This window comes from Amycolatopsis orientalis DSM 40040 = KCTC 9412 (genome assembly GCF_000478275.1).
Taxonomy (GTDB): Bacteria; Actinomycetota; Actinomycetes; order Mycobacteriales; family Pseudonocardiaceae; genus Amycolatopsis; species Amycolatopsis orientalis.
Map to the genome: position 1 here is coordinate 26,121 of NZ_ASJB01000031.1, position 16,901 is coordinate 43,021.

General features: G+C 63.1%; 10 protein-coding genes and 1 pseudogene. 3 read left to right on the plus strand and 8 right to left on the minus strand.

All coding sequences use genetic code 11. The features are described from left to right. Nucleotides 1-129 precede the first annotated feature (129 nt). The 5 genes and pseudogenes from L324_RS43535 to L324_RS40860 all read right to left on the minus strand — a co-directional run bounded on the left by L324_RS43535 (nucleotide 130) and on the right by L324_RS40860 (nucleotide 6,022). The gene (locus tag L324_RS43535) at nucleotides 130-915 is read right to left on the minus strand and encodes a site-specific integrase (RefSeq protein ID WP_235783472.1); all 786 of its coding nucleotides are present in this window, start codon (nucleotides 913-915) and stop codon (nucleotides 130-132) included. A gap of 273 nt (nucleotides 916-1,188) precedes the next feature. Beyond that, a pseudogene (locus L324_RS44105) lies at nucleotides 1,189-1,608 on the minus strand (site-specific integrase); the annotation flags it as partial. 693 nt (nucleotides 1,609-2,301) lie between these two features. Next, complete coding sequence (locus L324_RS09305; protein ID WP_051173796.1) at nucleotides 2,302-3,480, minus strand: Clp protease/crotonase-like domain-containing protein; 1,179 nt, start codon at nucleotides 3,478-3,480, stop codon at nucleotides 2,302-2,304. Between the two features lie 402 nt (nucleotides 3,481-3,882). Then, nucleotides 3,883-4,722 carry a tetratricopeptide repeat protein gene (locus L324_RS42200; RefSeq protein ID WP_152546757.1) on the minus strand — a complete coding sequence of 280 codons (840 nt, stop codon included), beginning with the start codon at nucleotides 4,720-4,722 and terminating at the stop codon, nucleotides 3,883-3,885. 37 nt (nucleotides 4,723-4,759) lie between these two features. After that, nucleotides 4,760-6,022 carry a hypothetical protein gene (locus tag L324_RS40860; protein WP_152546758.1) on the minus strand — a complete coding sequence of 421 codons (1,263 nt, stop codon included), beginning with the start codon at nucleotides 6,020-6,022 and terminating at the stop codon, nucleotides 4,760-4,762. Between the two features lie 584 nt (nucleotides 6,023-6,606). On the opposite strand from L324_RS40860, the gene L324_RS09320 reads away from it, so the two are divergent. Further along, nucleotides 6,607-6,807 carry a hypothetical protein gene (locus L324_RS09320; protein WP_037305715.1) on the plus strand — a complete coding sequence of 67 codons (201 nt, stop codon included), beginning with the start codon at nucleotides 6,607-6,609 and terminating at the stop codon, nucleotides 6,805-6,807. Between the two features lie 230 nt (nucleotides 6,808-7,037). Here the strand turns inward: L324_RS09320 and L324_RS41495 are convergent, their stop codons facing one another. The 3 genes from L324_RS41495 to L324_RS42205 form a co-directional block, all read right to left on the minus strand. Further along, complete coding sequence (locus L324_RS41495) at nucleotides 7,038-11,294, minus strand: caspase family protein (protein ID WP_081736260.1); 4,257 nt, start codon at nucleotides 11,292-11,294, stop codon at nucleotides 7,038-7,040. Then, a complete protein-coding gene (locus L324_RS09340; protein WP_173426363.1) occupies nucleotides 11,284-12,147 on the minus strand; it encodes a lipase family protein in 864 nt (287 codons plus the stop codon). Before L324_RS09340 ends, L324_RS41495 begins: the two co-directional genes overlap by 11 nt. Nucleotides 12,148-12,374: 227 nt before the next feature. After that, nucleotides 12,375-13,301 carry a hypothetical protein gene (locus L324_RS42205; protein ID WP_152546759.1) on the minus strand — a complete coding sequence of 309 codons (927 nt, stop codon included), beginning with the start codon at nucleotides 13,299-13,301 and terminating at the stop codon, nucleotides 12,375-12,377. A 2,487-nt stretch (nucleotides 13,302-15,788) separates the two neighbouring features. On the opposite strand from L324_RS42205, the gene L324_RS42210 reads away from it, so the two are divergent. Beyond that, nucleotides 15,789-16,052 carry a hypothetical protein gene (locus tag L324_RS42210; protein ID WP_152546760.1) on the plus strand — a complete coding sequence of 88 codons (264 nt, stop codon included), beginning with the start codon at nucleotides 15,789-15,791 and terminating at the stop codon, nucleotides 16,050-16,052. Next, nucleotides 16,049-16,843 (plus strand): hypothetical protein, encoded by a 795-nt coding sequence (locus L324_RS09345; protein WP_037305719.1) that lies wholly within the window; start codon nucleotides 16,049-16,051, stop codon nucleotides 16,841-16,843. The genes L324_RS42210 and L324_RS09345 overlap by 4 nt, the downstream gene beginning before the upstream one ends. The last annotated feature ends 58 nt before the right edge of the window (nucleotides 16,844-16,901 follow it).

Here is a 16,901-nt window from a genome sequence, read left to right on the forward strand (position 1 = left end):
GTGTCCGACCGTCATCGCCCGTGAACTTCACCTGGACCTCGCCGGTCATACCGCTGACCGGTTCCGGGGCGGCGTAGTCGCGGCCGGGTAGCGGCGCGTGCCTGCCTCTACCCGTGCTGCCTCGCCCTGTCACCACGCGGACTTCCCCGTGGTCGACTGGGCCGAGCGGTGGGGATCTGCCCAGTCGTCCGGCACGAGTGCTTGGCGGGTCTGCATCTCCAGCTCTGCCAAGGTGTGCAGGTAGATCTGAGTGGTCACGATCGACCGATGCCCCAGCCGCTGCCGCACCCAGTCCAGCGGATCACCGAACACCCGGACGTAGTGCCCGCGCTGCTCCGGTGTCAGTTCGGCGAGAGCCGCCACGTGCCCTCTTTGAAGTTGCTCCAGCGTGATCACTGCGAACGAGTGCCGCAACATGTGCGCATGTGCCGTCACGTCCAGCCCGGCTGTCTGGCATCGGGAGTTGGCGGTGGCGAACATCTTCTTCCACAGATCGGGCGACAGGGGCAGTCCACGCTCGCTCAGCCACAACGCCGCCGGTTCCCACCCCGCGTCCGTCTCGACCAACAGCTGAAGACGTTGCTGTGCCGAAAGATTCGCCAGCCGCACCCGTCGCCGCCCGCAAGCACCCCGGGCCCAGTCGGGCCGCCCGGCTTCGATCAGCAACGCGCCCTCGCCAAGGCGGTATCGGCCGGCGGCGCGAGCTCGTTCGATGACCTCTCTCCGGTCGCATTCCGCATAGTCCGTGAGATCGGAACCGACCGACCTCGGCACGTACACCGTGCGTGCCGATCCGCCCTTGGCGATCGCGGCAGGCAGCCAGAACGTGGAGAAGTCCAGCTCACTGCTCTTACCGGGAACCTCACTAACCAGCAACGCGGACTGCTCGGCCAACCGCAGCCCTGTCCGGATCATCAAGTCGCAGAACACGGCATTGCGAGCCGCCCACCGGCCGCGGAAACTCGACCGCGGTAGCCCCTCGACGTCAAATCCCCGGACGCCCACGTCGCGCCACTGCCGATAGGAACTAATCGGCAACCATCGCACCGGTGTCGCACCCACGTCACGGGCGTAGGTAGCTGGGCGTTGCTCGTCCAAAGTCGACCGCCGAGCCCGGTCTGCCTCGCGAGGACCTGGTCGCCGGAAAGCTTGAGGAATCGGGTGCACCCGGACATGACCGGCTTGAACCGCCCACCGGTAGAACTGGTTCACCGCAGCGAGTTCGCGATTCCACGTCGTACCGGCCACCAGCGGTCCCGCCGGGTCATACCGGCGCCAATGCAGATAAGCCAGGTGATCGTCCTCGGTGACGCCCAACCACGAGCGCTGCATGCGTGATGCCCACAAGAAGGTTAAGAACGCAGCAAGGTCTCGCGCGTACCCATGCTGCGTCCTCGGCGACGCGGTCCGCATGCGCGGACTCCGGAAGAAGTCATTCAACCGCACGTCGTAGGCCAACGAAGGCGACAACAGGTATGGCATCCCTGCCCACACGTCAACCTCGCGCATACGAGTCGACCAATCACCGTCGCGCCCAAGGCACTGCAGCGCCTCAATCGACACCGTCGACGGGGTGAACCGAACCTGCCACCTGTTCAAGATCATCATTAGTTGGCGATGATCCGGTCACTGACCGCTTCCACACAAGTTGAACGCCACACCAACTCCACACCACACACGCTCTGCCGTGGGGGGAAGCCAGCGACAAACACTCGAACACCTGTACGGTTTACGCCGCCGATCCTGCCTTCGAGCCAGTTCGAAAGTCAATGTGACGGACCACGCTATCTGTCACCGGCGGCGTGTGGTGCTGCGCATCGTCTGTTGCGGGTCACCGTTGTTGTCGCCGGTTGACCACGGCAGTTGGCACCGCAGAGCCGGATCCCGCGTCCGCAACAGCGTGTCTGGATCGGTCGAGCGATGGTCGCGCCGTGCTGGAACTAGCCGCGCGTAAGGCGGGGAGCCATCGGCCAGTCCCTCGTCGATGAGGGGAAGCCGACTACGACCAACACCAACTACCATCCCACTGCTCAGCGGATCCCGCGTCAAACATAGGTCCACAGGTTCTGCTACAGCAGTCGCGACCGTGTTGGACAGCGACGCGTTCAAACACTGACCCGCCAGGGTCGGATCGGCGAGGCTGTCAGCCAGCTCCGCGCTCGTGTCGACATCGGCGATCTCTGGGCCGGTCAGGCGTTTGTTGACCTGCTTAGCGAGCAGAATCGGACCGATGGGGGGCACTCACCTACTGCTAAACAGGACTATCCTAAGAGGATCCATGGAATGTTTGATCGTTCGTGTTTACGGCGGCGTCTTTCCTGCGTCGTTTGACTTCTCACCACAAACAAAGACCCTAGCATCGTCGCGCAGTCCTATCAGGATTTCGGCGTTTTGCCGCATGACCAGTGGATCGTAGTCATGGTTTGCTTTCAGGGACGACACTTTGGTGAGCACGTCCTCGTCGGTCAGCTGGCTTAGCCATGCCGAGATCTGCTCCCTGCCCGGGGAGTCTTCGAGCTGATGGAGGACGTCAACCATATCGACCCGAGCCGATGCCGCACTGAGGCGTTGTAAGTGACGTACAACGGCGGTCGTGGTTGACCCTGCCGCTATCGCGCGGCGTTCATCCTGATGTCCGACGCTGATCTTATAGCGGGCCGGCAATGGCGGGTCCGCTTGCTCGGTACCAGTGAGCAGGCGCGGCACCGCATGAACGCGGACCCAGCGGGAGATCTCGTCGAGCTCGTGCATCAGAACCGGCCACCGGCCCGTGCCGGGCCGGTTGATCCCCACAGTCGGGAACAGAGTGACAGCGACCTGGGCGCCCAGTGAGGTTTCCGCGATGACATCCCCGACACGCAAGGGTTCCTCCGGACGCGGCGACAGCTCCTGAAGGGAGCGGGGCAGCTGATCGTCGCGGTACATGGCCGCCAGGCGGACCGCCGTGATCGCGGGTGTCCGGTGCTTTGCGTGGTTCGTATGGAGTACCAGCCGGGCCAGCGGGTGCAATCGTGGGTCCGCGTGGTGGAAGGGCTGCAGGTCGGCGACGCGCCGATGAAGTTCGCCGCCCGCTCGCAGCGACACGGGGCCGTTGCTGGCTCGGTTCTTGGTCCACTGCTCGAACTTCTCGGGGGTTTCCGAGGCCGGCATGTCGACGAGCCGGGCCGCTTTCTCCTCCAGCGGCGCACCGTCGAGGTATTCGGCCTCGGCGAACAGTGCGTGCTCGAGCGCGGCCCGCAACGCCACGAGCACGTCCGCCACAAGCAGCGGCACCTTGCGAGGGATCGGGGCGACGTGGTCCACCACAGTGCGGCTCACCGCGTCTGCCCGAACTTCGTGTAAGCCGACTACACCCTCGGTTTGGGTCTGGTAGTCGAAGAGCAGATCGCTGATCTGCCCGATCAGCTCGTCGGCGTGCGACAGTGTCGCAGCGACGCCGAGATGATGCTCCGAGAGCCAGTCGTACACCGAGTCCACCATCCTGCGACTTTACGCGGCCCCGTCGGCGATTGCCCGGAACACCGCGGGAGGAAACGGTGCCGGGGTCGCTCGAACCAAGGCAGCGAAGTCGGGTGGGCCGCTACTAGGTGGTGACGTGGGCGACGTGGGCTGTGTCGTTGCCTACCTGGCGCAGCTGCGCCAGGTAGAGGCAGATGGCGTCGAAGACCAGGAGGGCGCCTTGGCCGAAAAGGCTGGACGGTGGACCGACGGTCGCAGGTTCGCCGTACTTGCGGTATTTGAGTGGCGGCCAGGATCAAAAGGACCGTGGGCGCGGTCTCGGCAGGCGGAGGCGGGATCGCTGGTCACGGCAAGGACACGGCCCCGGAGCGGATGGCCTCCTGTTCGGCGCGGAAGGTGCCGGCGGGGGGGGCAAGTCGCCCCCTAGGACGGTCGCGGCTGCGTGCCACGCAGCGCATCCACAGCGCCGGAGGTGCCGGCGGCCTCTTCCGCGGCGAGATCGTTCACGCGGTCGTACTTCAGCAGTAGGTCGATCAAATACCGGGCGCTGTCGGGACGGCTGCTGTCGACGTTAAGGCGGAGCATGGCGATGGCGTCCTCAACGCGATCGTGTGTGGCCAGCAAGTCCGCCAGCCGAACGACAGCAGGCGTGATGCCCGAGTGGGCAAGCGGGGTTAACAGGGCGATTGCATCGTCGGCGGAGCCTTGATTAACTAGCACATCGGCGAGCTGCATCGTTGCGAATATGTCCGCGTTATTGGCGCGTTGGGCGACTTCCTCGATCCGACCGTGTTCGATTAGCGCCTCGGCCAACCGTTCACTGGCACACAAATCGCCATTATCTGCTCGTTGGTTTAATTCATCGAATCGATTGTGTTCGACCAGCAAGTCCGCCAAGGTTAAAGCGGATGGAAAGTTCTTTATTGGGTCGGCGTCTGCGTGCATACTGACCACATGAAGGGCTTCATCGACCCGACCTTGACCTGCTAACAGCTTCGCTACCTGAATCGCTAAGACAGGGATAGCACTTGCATGGGGGCGGAGCAAGCCGATGGCTTCGTCAATCTGGCCCTGCCTAGCAAGCGTGCTAGCCAACTTAGCCAGCCCTTGCCATTGGCTGACGTCGGTGTATAGACGTAGCAAGGCGACGGCTTCATCGGTGCGATCTTGATCAATGAGCAGGTCAACCAGTCGTTGAGCTGCGATGATGTCGCCATTATGGGCGCGCTGGGTAAGTTCTTCGACGTGTCCGTGCTCCGTCAATAAATCAGCTAGCCGTTCAGCTGAGAAGGAGAGACCTTCATCGGCATACGGACGAATTAGAGTGATGGCCTCGTTGACTTGGCCCTGCGACCAACCCGTCAGCTAACTCGAGCGCCGCCAATCCATGCCAATGAGAACCGTCAGGGTGCGAGCGGATCATGGCGACACCCTCGTCGATGCGGCCTTTCACGGGCAAGATGCTGGCCAAGTACCTGGCAGCAGGCGAATTTCCGATGTCGACTCCACGTCGGGCGAAAGCCTCGGCGTAATCGTCGCGGCCCCGGCTCCCGGCACTGAATGCCAGTCGACCAGTGTCGTCGGGATGGTGGTGCACGACGAGTGCGCGCCAGGCGGTGTCGGGGAGGTGGATGGTGCGCCGGATGCGGAGCGCATGTTGGTGCAAGTAGTCGGCGACCCGGTAGCCGGCGATGCGTCCCATCCCGGCGGCGACCGGGGCGAGCACGGCGATGGCGCCGCGCAGCAATCTGGTGGCGTATTCCAGGGCGCTATCGAGCCAGTGCGGGGATGCTGTGGCCACTTCGCGCTCGTTGAGGTAGCCGGGTGCAGCATCGGCCAGGTAATCGCGGGTGAGTGGTGCGCGGGCGCCGACGCGGCGGGCGTCGAGTGCGGCGGTGATGACGGCCTTGGCGTACGCAGGTGCCTGTGTCCAGTGACGGACCAATTCCGGGCCCGCGGCCATGACTTGCGTGAAGCCGGCGTCGGGGGTGTCGAGCGCGACCCGGATCCGGTGATCGGTACCGGCTAGGTCCTCGGCGCGGCGCCGCTCATGGGTGCTGAATGCGGGGGGCACCTGCAGCACGTCGACCAGGCCGATCAGACGCCGGTCGTTGGCATACGGGTCTGGCCGACCTTCCTCGGACAGCGCCACGCGCTTGCTGTGCTCACCCGGCCAGCACGTCGCGACCAGCATCACCCCGGCCGCGATCAGCTCGCGAACCTGGCCCGCCGGCACTCCCCCAGCGAAGTCGAGGTAGTCCTGCAGCTCGTCCAGCCACACCACAGTCCGCCCGGCCGAATGCTCAGCGAACTGCCGCAACGCCCCGGCGTCACAAGGGTGCAACAGCCACCAATCCGGTACCACTACCTTTACCGCCTCGAACAGGGCGCGGCTCTTCCCGACTGAGGAGTCCCCTACTAGCAAGACGAACCCGCCCTGTTGCGCGGTCAGAGTGAGCTTCGCGCGTAAGTCTGCGTCGAAGTCCTGTGGCACGTACAGCGGCAGCTCCGCCTCACCATGTGCGGCCTCGGGCGACTGGCCGGTCTGGATCGCGGCGTGCACCCCCAGCATCCGCGGTCGCGCATTGCGGACCCGCACCGCTCCCGGCGGGCGCCGTTGGTGTTGGGTCGCCACTCTCTCCAGTGCCTGCAGCCAAGGCCGCTGCGCCTCCTCGTCGTGGATGCCGCAGGCGGCTAGGAATATCACCAGCGTCGGCCTCGGGCACGGACTTGGCGTTGAGCAGGTCACTGGCGGTGGACCGTGGAAGAGCCGGGCGTCGTCCGCCTCGCGTCGGCAGCTTCCCGGCTGCATCGGCCAGCCCCTGCAGGGACAGCGACCGCTCGCGGCTCAACCCTTTGAGCGCATCGGCCAGCTGGGACAGCGTTCTGATCTCCGTGAGATCCATGGTCACCTCCCCAGTGCCGCCCGATACAGCGTCCGGCGAAGGCAACCGGACAGTGCCGGACACCGTACTCCCGCCAGCGGCGCCCCTGCATTCTTCCTGGTCAGCTCGCCGTAGCCAGCAAAGCAGCGGGCCCCGTCGCCCGGGTCGGTACGGAGCCCATGCCGGACCCCGCCTCGGGCTGGTCGGCTGGTCCTCGAGCACGGACTGGCCGGGCTCACGAACCCCAGAACAGGACGCGACCATGTGGACGCCGTTGATCACCCTCATCGCGCTGGTGCCGCTCACCGCCGTCACCGCCGCCGTAGCACTGGCGCTCACCACCACCGACGGCCAACGCGCCGTGCGGGCGCTAACGCTGCTCAAAATCCTGCTCGGTGCCATCCTCGGCAGCAGCGGCCTAATCGCCGCCATAATCCACCTGCACCGAGCAGGACTGCTTTGAACCGCGATTGGACTGTCGCGCGCCAACATCCGGTTCGGGCGGAGCGCAGTCGAATACCCCACATTTGAATATGTGTACTGCACCAGTAGAACGAGCGAGCGGCGCGGAGTTGAGGCTCTCACAACAGGCTCCGTGGTCAAGGTCGAGGCATGTCTACCGGCCCGACCATCTCAGGTCGCAAGGTCAGCGGCACCTCTGCTCAGTGGGCCAAAATATGAAGGTCGATCGTCTCAGAGTCCTGAGCGGTTCAGTACAATGACGTCCCATCCTGCAGCAATCGCAAACTCGCCCTCGGGGCCGATGGTGACGTCACGGACACCGCGTACATCGAACATTTCCAGCTCGTCTGCCGTTTCCAGATCCCAGACTCGTACTGTTCCATCCCGACTAGCTGTAATGGCAACCGTGCGCGCGTTGGATTCGCCGCATGCCACGCTGATAATCGGACTGATATGACGCGCAAAAGTGGATATTTGTCTCGCCGTTTGCAGGTCCCAGACTCGCGCCACCCCATCGGTACCCACAGTGACGGCAACAGTGCGATCATTGAGTACGCCGCATGCAACTCCAGTCAATCGACTCTCGCGATGCGCGAATATGGCAATCTCTTCGGCTGTTATAATGTCCCAGACTCGCGCTAATCCATCGTCGCTCGCAGTGATGGCGACGGTTCGATGGTCAAGCTCGCAACATGCAATTCCTGACACTGGACTAGCATCGCCGGAGAAACGCGCAATTTCCTCTCCGCTCGCCAGACTCCAGACATTAATGGTCCCATCAGCACTGCTAGCAGTAACGACGACAGTCCGACTGTGCACCTCGTCGAATGCAACGTCGAACGCGCGGCCAGAAGTGTTGGAAATATGAAAAAGTTCTTCCGTGGTCAATAAGTTCCAGATCCGTAAATAGCCATCTTGTCCGCATGTCACCGCGACGTGTTGGCCGTCGAGCACGCCGCAGGCCACTCCGCGCACAGGCGAAGAGTGGCCAGCGAATTCCGCAATCTCGTTTGCACTCACCATATTCCACACGCGCGCAGTTCCGTCGACACTGGCGGTTACTACGACGGAATGACCCTCAAATTGTGCGCAGGCTATACTTTCGATTGGTGCACGGTGACCAGAATTCGCTGACCGGTTGACGCGGGACCGCTTTGGGCGCCACACGCGTGCGGTCGTATCACGACTGGCCGTGACCGCAATCATTTGGCCGTCGAGTGATCCGCAGGCGACCGCGTTCACCGAGCCGGTGTGGCCAACCAGCGATATGAGTTGCTCTCCGGTTGCTAGATCCCACACTCTCGCCGTCTGATCACTGCTTGCAGTAACGGCAACCGAGGAACCGTCGAATTCACCCAGTGCGATCCCGAGCACAGGGCCCGTATGACCAATTAGAATAGCGCGTTTCTTGCCAGTGGCCAGTTCCCAGACTTGCACCCTAGTGTCAATATTGATACTGGTGTCTGTGATGGCAGTGAGAGCGACGTCGCGACCATTGACTGTACCACATTTCATTCTGATTATTGCGGATCGCTCGCTAGCGTATCCTGCATGGTCGGAAAATGTCGCTATCTCCTTCGCGGTTTCGAGTTCCCAGACTCGCACTGTGGTCTGAGCGTATCGGCTGCCCACTGTAGCGATGACTAGGCGACCGTTGACTGTGCCGCAGGTGGCACGCAACACTGACTCTTTGCTGTCGACATGTCCGAGAAAGTCGCTGACTCGTTTCTTGCTATCTAAATCCCAGACGTGCAGTAGACTGCGGCCGGTGATAGCGAAACACCTGCCGCCATTTGTATGAACGAACAACTGAGCGGGCATTCTTTCGGGATCGTCGAGATCGTCAAGGTTGTCGTAAGTTGCAGTCTTTGATGCGGAAGCAGCGTCCCACAGGTCCACTACCGACGCCCGTATCGTCATTACGGTCGGTCGACCGTTAACCACAGTGAAGGCTACGCCTGCTTCACTGGTGATAAATTTGCTGTCGAATGTTGTCATCTCTGCACCGGAGATGCAATCCCAGACCCGCAGTCTTCCATCCCCCTCATTACCCACAGTGACTGATACGAGTCGACCGTTAAGGTCACCGCAGGCTACCGCTCCCACCGCACCAGAGTGGCCTGTGAAAGTTGTAAGCAACGACGGATTCGTCTGGTGTCCGGTGGCCCATAGTGGTGGAAAGGTCAGCGTGGTTGATAGATCGCGCTGAAGGCGGGTAGCCTGAAATCTGGCGGCGTCGACAGCCAAAATCTGTCGGCGTCGAGATGCTGGAAGGTTGCGATGAATGTCGGCAGAACAGCGGTAAATCGCAGCGATGGTGGCACCATTGTTAGTAGCAGTATGAAGTAATGCGAGCAGCAGTGAGCTAGGATCGGCGTGGACAAGGTAGTCGGTATCTGTGATGAGATCGTCGAGCAGCCCTGCGTATTTGGCGTGTGTGGCGAGATGCCGCAAAATGTAAGGATGGGCGTGGGACCAGTCGCGTCGGCTGTCCAGCGTTCGCGGTACCCGTTCGTGCAGGGCTTCGGCGACGGCGCGGTGCATGTTCGGAGAGGTGATGTCATTACGAAGGTAGTCGGCGAGGGCTTGGTGGTAAAGCCGGTAAGTGGAGCGGCCGAATTCGGTGGCCTCGACGACATAGGAGCCGGCGTGCCTGCGAAGCCAGAGGAGGTCATCGTCGGTGTATGCCGCGCCGGAAGCCTTGGTGGCGACGGCTGCCCAGATGTCTTCCCAGGGCAAGCCCTGGCCTTCGGCGAAAGCAAGAGGGCGGAGCAGGTCACGCGCTTTGGCGGCGTTGGTGCCGAGGCGACTTTCCAAGTCGCGGTGCATCGCTTCGCCGGGATACGTCGGCAATGACCGGCGCCAGGCAGAATCAGCTGGGTCGACGGCCTGGTGCTGCGCGGCGAGGGTGGCGCTGGTGATTCGTGCAACCAGGAACGAGGGGTTGGCGGCTGCGGCGACGGCGTCTGCCACGGCTCGGATTATCGGAGGCGGCGTGTCGAGGTAGGGGCTGTCGGGGCTGGCTTCGAGCAGCCCTCGAGCGGCGTAAGCGGTGAGAGCGCCGAGGTCGGCGTAGCGGTCGGCATCCAAGTCGATACTGTCTTCCCGGTCCAGACCGAGGCGGTCGAGCAGGAAATCCCGGGTGCCAACCAGCAGCCGCAGCTGCCCTTGGGCGTGATCAACCAAGGGGCGGAGCAGGCGGCGAGTGAGATGGTCGGGGTCAGCGGCTTCGTCGAGGGCGTCGACCAGCACGGTCAGCGGTGTGTCCCTGCCGTTGAGCGCCTCGATGAGCTGGCCAGGTGTGCTGGCATGGGAGTGCACGGCTGCTGCGATGCCGGCCAATACTTGGTCGGTGCTCAGGCTCTGGGCGTAGATCGCCACGTGCACGGTGCCCGGCTCGGGCACGGCGGCACCGGGAAGCCCGAGGGTGTGCAGTGGAACGGTCGCACGGCGCTGGGGATGGGTGAGGGCGGCAATCAGGCCAAGAACGGCGGTCTTGCCAGACCCCGGATTTCCGGTAACAACCTGAAGCGGCCGTTCCGGATCAGGGTGGTGCAGCCACGCGGTGATGTCCAGTAGCGCGGTGTGCCGGCCGGCGAACCACCAGCCGTCGCTACCTCGGCTGCTGCCACCCATCGCGCGGACCAGCAGCCGAGTCCGGAACTCGGTGTCACGGCGTTCCGCCTGGACCTCGAATTCACTGGCGTGCTGGATCGCAAGATCGACCTCGGTCATCCGCGGGTGATGTCGCGGATTGGGTAGGAAGGGAGGGACCTCACCGGTCAGGCTGGCTACGCTGTGACCGATGGTCTGGTGGCCGGGTTTGCTCGCGCTCGTGTTCATCGCTTTGACGATCGAGTCCAGCGGCAACGTCGCGGGGTTGTAACCGGCGATAGGCAGGCCGCGAATCGCGTCGCGCAGGAGCAGCGGAAAGGCGCCCGTCTTGGCTTGCTCACACGGCTGCGCGGAGGTGATGACGGCCAGGCCTGATCCGTCGTCGTCGCCCCAGCTGCGGGTCATCTTGGTGATCGCGACCGCCGTGAGTTCGCTGCCGCCCTGGCCGGCGTAGCAAGTATCCAGCATCAGCAGCACCCGCCGGACCCGGGTCTTGAGCAACATCTTCCGCGCCAGCTCCGCCGTGGGCAGCGCGTCATCCACATCATCGGGGTCGACGTCGGTGGTCAGCAACGCATGCTCACGGGTGTCCTCGAGGACCTCACCGTGACTGCCGATGTAAACGGCCACGAGGTCGTCAGGTTCCCGGGCCTCGTCACGGCAGAACGCACGCAACAGCATGGTCAGCTGATCTTTGGTCGGGTTCAGCCCCAAGGTACTGACATGCTGGTAACCGAGTTCGTCGGTGAACAACCTGATGATCTCGTCGCGGGCCTGGACCAGCCCGGGCCGATCCCACTGCGGCGCCTTCGGGTACTGAGCGACCGCGGTCGCGATCAGGTAGCGCCGCGGCTGATCGCCGTCATCGTGCATCCAGGCCTCCCGCGATCGCAGCGCCGGTGAGCTTGTCGGTCAAGTACGCGGCGACGGCGTGTGCGTGAGCGCCGTTGTGTACCACGGCATTGACCACACGCGGCCCGAACCGCGGTCGCAAGTCCTTCTCCAGTGCGACGACGTCCCCGTGATCGGCCAGGTTCGTCCACGCCAGGTTGTCTGAGCCCGGCCAAGCTCCGAGTCCGTCATGTGGCGTCGGGTCCAGCTGGTCGAAGATCAGGTTCGCGATCCCAAGCGGTGACCCCAGCGTAACCAGCGCCCTCACCTTATGGCCCGGCAGCATCGCCAATGCCTCGTACGCGACTACTGACCCGAGGGAGTGCGCCACGACGACCCGGGTGTCTGCTGTGATCAGCTTCCGTACTATGGCTCGCGCCGCTTCCCGCAGATGCGGGTCGCGGAAATAGCGGCTGACCTGCTTGAGGTCGAATACCAACGCCCGCAACGCCAGACCACCGAAGAACCGCGATCGGGATAACTGCCGCAGCGCCGTCTGCGCCGAACCTGGCGTGCGCACCAGAGTGTCCACCCCCGGATGCGCGACCTTCGGATCCACCCGCGCGGCCTCCCTCCACCACGCGAGCAACACATCCTCCTCCAGGCCGGCCTCGACGTCGTCCGCCGTGAACATCGGATCGCCGACTGCCAGCAGCTCCCCCGCCGGCCGGAACAGATCCCCGTAGAAGCCCATCACCACGTCACTGGCGATCGCGGCGTCGCCCTGGCCAGCGCGGTTGAGCCCGTCCAGAAGTGCCGGCGTCCACTCCCGCAACAGCGACTGCTCTCCAGCGACCTGCTGCCCGATACCGTGCACGCACACGATCTGCCCCACCACGCCTCCCACCACGAGAACGCACGATCTACGTGCGCGCTACAGCAAGTGATCGATCGTCTCGCCTCCGCCGTTCCGATTCGGGTCGCCGATCACCCGATCGGCGCAGCGGCGAGGTACTGCGACTGAGCCGGTGGCTCTAAATCCGGTTAGGCACTGACTCGAACACGTGAGCGCCGACGCCAATATTGCAGGCTCTCCTAAATCTTTGCGATCCCCGGCTTTCTTTATTTTTTCTTTCGTCTCCGTGATATCCCCGAGATCAAAAGCTCGACCACATAGGGGATCAAACCGCCAGCCAATCCAATGAGCGCAGCGCTAATGAACAATGATCGACTAGCTGAGACCTCTCCTGTTATTGACGAAAGGCTCATATTTCCAGGCTGCAGCACTGTCTCGTTTGTTTTCCATCCGAACCCCGACGTAGCAGTGGCCGCAGGCTGGATCGCTTCAAGCTTAACTTGCGGTGGAACCTGTACCAAAGTCGCCTCAATCTGGAATTGCGCGCCTGGAGACAGGTTGCGGTCGACTGCAATTGCGGGGAAGTTTGCGGACATGCGGTAGCCGCTGGTCGCCGCCTGTCCACTCCTAGTTATTCGATACACCCCCTTCATGTCACTCGTGGCCACGCCTCCCGGCCCACCTTCCCCACCTGGACAGACTTCCAGCGCGTATTCATGAAGTGCAAGCGCCTCCATGTCGCCGGTGATAGTCGGAGTAATTGCGGTATCGGGATCTACTCCGATCGTGTCCAATGCATTGACAGGCGCAGGGTCAGGCACAAACTTGGCTGATATCGAGACACACGTATTGCGAGCTTCATTCAGTGTCATCCTGATGATGATATCAGCTTTGGTTCCAGTTGTCGCATTTGAGCCGGGAAATTTATCTCCATATCCTTTTAGGGTGCTACGTTCGAATGGATCACTCAAATACTCGATAGCTCCGAATTTTACGTTCGACGGGAGCGTGAATATTATAATGGCATGGTCACTCGTTAACGATGGAGCAGGGGAACTACTGGTCTCGAAGCGATCCCAAGCGCTCAATCCCAAAACCGCGCCACCGATCGCGATTAATAGAGCACAGACAAGCTTAACGTTAAGCCAGCGAGCAAGGCCGCCGAACTTACGTCGCGTTTTGTCAGGGATCACGGCGGTTGGCGCGGCTGAGCTTGCAGCGGGTGTCCTGGTTTCTTGTTCCGGGGTCTGCGATCCCCTCTTCGCCCACTCAGCATGCGCTGAAACTCGTCGCCTAAACAACCGCGCTAGTCCGATCAGTAGCGTCACAACGGACGCAGTCGCTAATAGTCGTCTCATGATGGGGCTCCGTGTACCGCGTGGACCCGCGCAGCGCTCGAATCCTTCGCTGCGGCACCCTGTCCCGGTGGCCGACTCCTCGCAACCTTGGCCACGACGACCACTGTGGTCATGGTGACGACCCGCCAGCTCATCCCTGAGTTCATGCCGCTAGCGGATATTTACCGGGTTTACTGCAGCAGCCACCAGAGAGACTGGCGGATGGAGGTACGGTCTCGGCCTCCGGCCCGGCGTCGGCCAGTCGAACCCCCAAACCATACGAGAACCCCTGCCAGCACCACCGCGTCCGCCACTCAATCTCCATGCACTACAGTCGCAGCCTCTGCTCGATTTGCAACACGCCCCGGCGGAGATAGACAACGACACGCGGATAGGCCGGGCTCCCGACCTTCAAGAACAGAACGCAGCTTGTGGACGCCGTTGATCACCCTCGGCGCCCTGGTGCTACCCACTGTCACCGTGCTGCCGCGACCGTGCCACTCACAACCGACGACTGCGCGCCCACCCAACGCACCCTGGCCCTGCTCAAAACTATGCTCGGCGCCATCCTCTGCAGCAGCGGCCTGATCGCCACCGTAAACCAGAACGGACTGCTGGGACGCCGCGACTGAACGGCCTTGCGCCGAGATTGGTCGGCTCTCGGGCCAGCCGAAGAGTTGGATTCCTGCGCGCCGTGTTGGCTCACCTAACCGGTATCGAGAGAGCGACCACTATCGACTGGAATCGACGCGCTGCAACGACGGGCCAGCAACGATCAGCTCACTCTCACCGATAAGGTCGCGGCCGGCGCCGACACCAGCGGAGGTACGCGACGCTGCCTCGCTCGGCGGCGCGGGAGCCCCTCTGAGCACCGAGAACGTCCTGAAGGTGGGGGCGGGTCCTCCCGGCGACGAGGACCGCGGTGGGCCTAGATCCTGCGCGTTCGCCGTCAGCGGCCGTGCTACGTGGCTTGCACGGAGGTTTCGCGCGCTGATGATCTTGCGTGGGCGGCCCTGCAACACCTCCTCTGATGGGCGTTGACCTGCACAAGAGCAGACTTTCGAACCCTGTGGCGGGCATGCTGGAACGTCACACCGGCGACGATGAAGCAGGGCGTCATTTCGCGGGCGGAACCGTGCCTGATCAGCGGTTTCTCCCTCGCCAGAGGTGGCAGGCACCGGCCTATACGGGCATGACAACGATTCAGGTACAACGGCCGCTGCTCCGCCGTTTGAGACCCGAGGAAGCAAAACTGCTGGTCGCGGTCGGTTTGGTCGTGATCGCTTGGTGGCGCCACTGCGGAGGTCCAGCCAGGTGAGCGGGGGCCAGATCCAGGTCGAACCTCGCCTGATCAGCGGTTTCTCGCCGCCAGGCACCCGCTTCTTGGTCAATTGGCGAGGCCACGGCCGTGGGACAGCCTGCAGTTGGCACGCCAGAACACCGGGATGCCAACCGCATAACCGCTGGTCTCGACGCCTTTGACGACGGTCAGTCACCCACGCCGTCGCGCGAGGCTGCCTCCACGTCGGAGTGCCGGACGATCCGCGCACCCGCTCCGAGCAGCAGTTTGTCACGGTCGGAGAGGAACATCTGGCCGATTTTGCAGTCGCGGTCCGGTTCTGCCGTGTTCCTGACCGCAGGAGGGCTACGAGATCAACAAGGCATAACCGCTGGTCCCGCCGTGTTTAACCATGATCGATGGGAACTTTCCCGTTTGTCGACGGCGCAGGTTCACGGAACGACCTTTGACGTCTGCACCCCTTCTGAGCAGCGGTTTCACATCGTCGCGGCGTACGACTTGGCGAATCGTGCTGGCTCAACAAGGAATTGTCCCCGGCGAGTTCGCGCTTAGGGGCCTAGACCAGCGGAAACGGTAACCACCGTCCGAGATGCGGCGTGCGACCGGGCTTCGCCATTGCCAGGGAGCCCTCAGAAACGCAGTTTGGGAGGGTTTTGGGTCAAGCTGGCCCGATAGGCGAAACCGCTGGTCCGGGCAGGTTTTCGTGCTGTGGCACAGGATGTCTCCTGCCGCGGGGTCGCCTCGGCTTGAGAAGTGCCCATGGTCGCGGAAAACCTACCCTCACCTGCGAAAATGAGACCTGCTGAAGGCCGTTCACTTCGCCCTGCCGGCCCGTCACGACCGCGTCCCGGTGCTCGCCGCGTGGCCTTCGCCGAGGCGCCGCTACTGTGGCACGGGTCACAATGAAGGGGGGTGTGTTTTGGTTTCCCTTGCCGTGGCGGTTGTGGCAATGATGGAGGACATCCCGGCGCGTTCCACCCCAGCGATTTCACTTATGAGATCGGCGGCCAGCGCCTATTCCCTCTTTATTGCAAGGAGTTCTCGTGCTCATCTCGCTGTATCAGATTCGTCTTCGACTGCGATGGACCTGTGGAACGTTCGCTGACGACCGCAGCCCATGGTGGTTTCTTTTGTTGGCGGCCTTCGTGATCGTGCTTCTCGTTTTGGGCCAGTCGTTGGTGGCAGCTATCGGCGCCGCGGGAACTCTCGCAGCATTAGCGTCGCCGGAACGTCGCCATGCGGCCTATTCGGCGATAGGCCGGGCACTCGAAGCCGCGCTCGCGGCATTTCGCGGGGCGCAGCGATGACGAGACCGGATGCCCGCCGCTTGGCCACAGCGATCTACCGCCGGTTCGCGGCTCTCTACCGCGAGCGCCATCCCGGCACTGGCTCGGTCACCGAGGAGTATCTCGCGGTGCTGATGGTCGGCGTGCCGGAGATCGACCTCGACATCGACACCATGAAGGTCGTGCTCCACCCGGAATCGCGGGTGGCGGCGTGGAGCCGGTACGCGTCGACACTCCGGGCCCTCACCGATGACGACGACACCGTCACATGGTTCAAGGACATTCATGGCCAGCTCGCCAAGCTGTTGCCTGCCTGGACGCCTCCCCCGCGCGACATCGCCGCTATCACCGATGACGCCGAGTTCATGGCCACGATCCGGCGTCTACGCGATACGCCTCGCCCGATCGCCGTGGCAGAGCTTGCGCGCAGGATGCGTGACCGCGACAAAAAGAACTCCTGGGCGCGGACGCAGCTAGGCGTGAACCTTAAGACCCTTCCGAAGGACAAGCCAGACCACGTCCGGAATCTGCTGGAGACGCTGTGCGACCACGCGGGACGGCCCCCGGCTGACGCCAGCCACCTTTACGAAACGTGGCGACGGCTCCGAGGACTTGAGAGGAAGCCGCCACCCCAGCCACACGAGCAGCGGGAGGTCGTCACCGCCAGCATGCCGGTAGTCAATCCTCAGCCCGAACCCGAAACCACGCTCCCCGTCGCACCCATCGTGCCGCGATGGCCGCTGGCGAGGACGCTGCTCATTCTCGGCCTGGTCGCGTTCGCGATCATCATCGTGATCATCGCTGTGATGTGAGCATGGGGTCAACCGGGAAGTTCATCGCCCGCCTACGTGGCTCTGGCGAACCCCGCCT

Bases quoted from the DNA above. Each gene is read 5' to 3' on its own strand.
- L324_RS43535 (WP_235783472.1), bottom strand. From the start codon at position 915: ATGATCCGGACAGGGCTGCGGTTGGCCGAGCAGTCCGCGTTGCTGGTT.
- L324_RS09305 (WP_051173796.1), bottom strand. From the start codon at position 3,480: ATGGTGGACTCGGTGTACGACTGGCTCTCGGAGCATCATCTCGGCGTC.
- L324_RS09320 (WP_037305715.1), top strand. From the start codon at position 6,607: ATGTGGACGCCGTTGATCACCCTCATCGCGCTGGTGCCGCTCACCGCC.
- L324_RS41495 (WP_081736260.1), bottom strand. From the start codon at position 11,294: ATGCACGATGACGGCGATCAGCCGCGGCGCTACCTGATCGCGACCGCG.
- L324_RS09345 (WP_037305719.1), top strand. From the start codon at position 16,049: ATGACGAGACCGGATGCCCGCCGCTTGGCCACAGCGATCTACCGCCGG.